The organism is Pantoea sp. SIMBA_079 (genome assembly GCF_046940275.1).
Lineage (GTDB): Bacteria > Pseudomonadota > Gammaproteobacteria > Enterobacterales > Enterobacteriaceae > Pantoea > Pantoea borealis.
On sequence record NZ_JAWRYR010000650.1, the window covers coordinates 1 to 251 of the forward strand.

The following is a 251-nucleotide window of genomic DNA, read 5'->3' on the forward strand; positions in this document are numbered from 1 at the left end:
CAGGTAGTTGCGCACATCGTGCACCTTGTCCACGCCCAGCTGCGAATCACGCAGGCGGCTGACTGCGTCATACTCGTACAGCCCCTGGTGGGCCTTGGTGGTGGACTTGATGTGCCAGGTGATCAGGCGCGCACCGAACGAGGCTGCCAGCTGCTCGGCGAGCATGGTTTTGCCGGTGCCTGGTTCGCCCTTGACCAACAGCGGGCGTTCGAGGGTAATGGCCGCGTTTACCGCCAGTTTCAGGTCGTCTG

The 251-nt window shown here is 62.9% G+C and carries 1 protein-coding gene; it reads right to left on the bottom strand.

The features are described from left to right. Positions 1-251 (bottom strand): AAA family ATPase (locus tag SB719_RS21545; protein ID WP_412159943.1); only part of this gene is annotated, 251 nt, incomplete at both ends.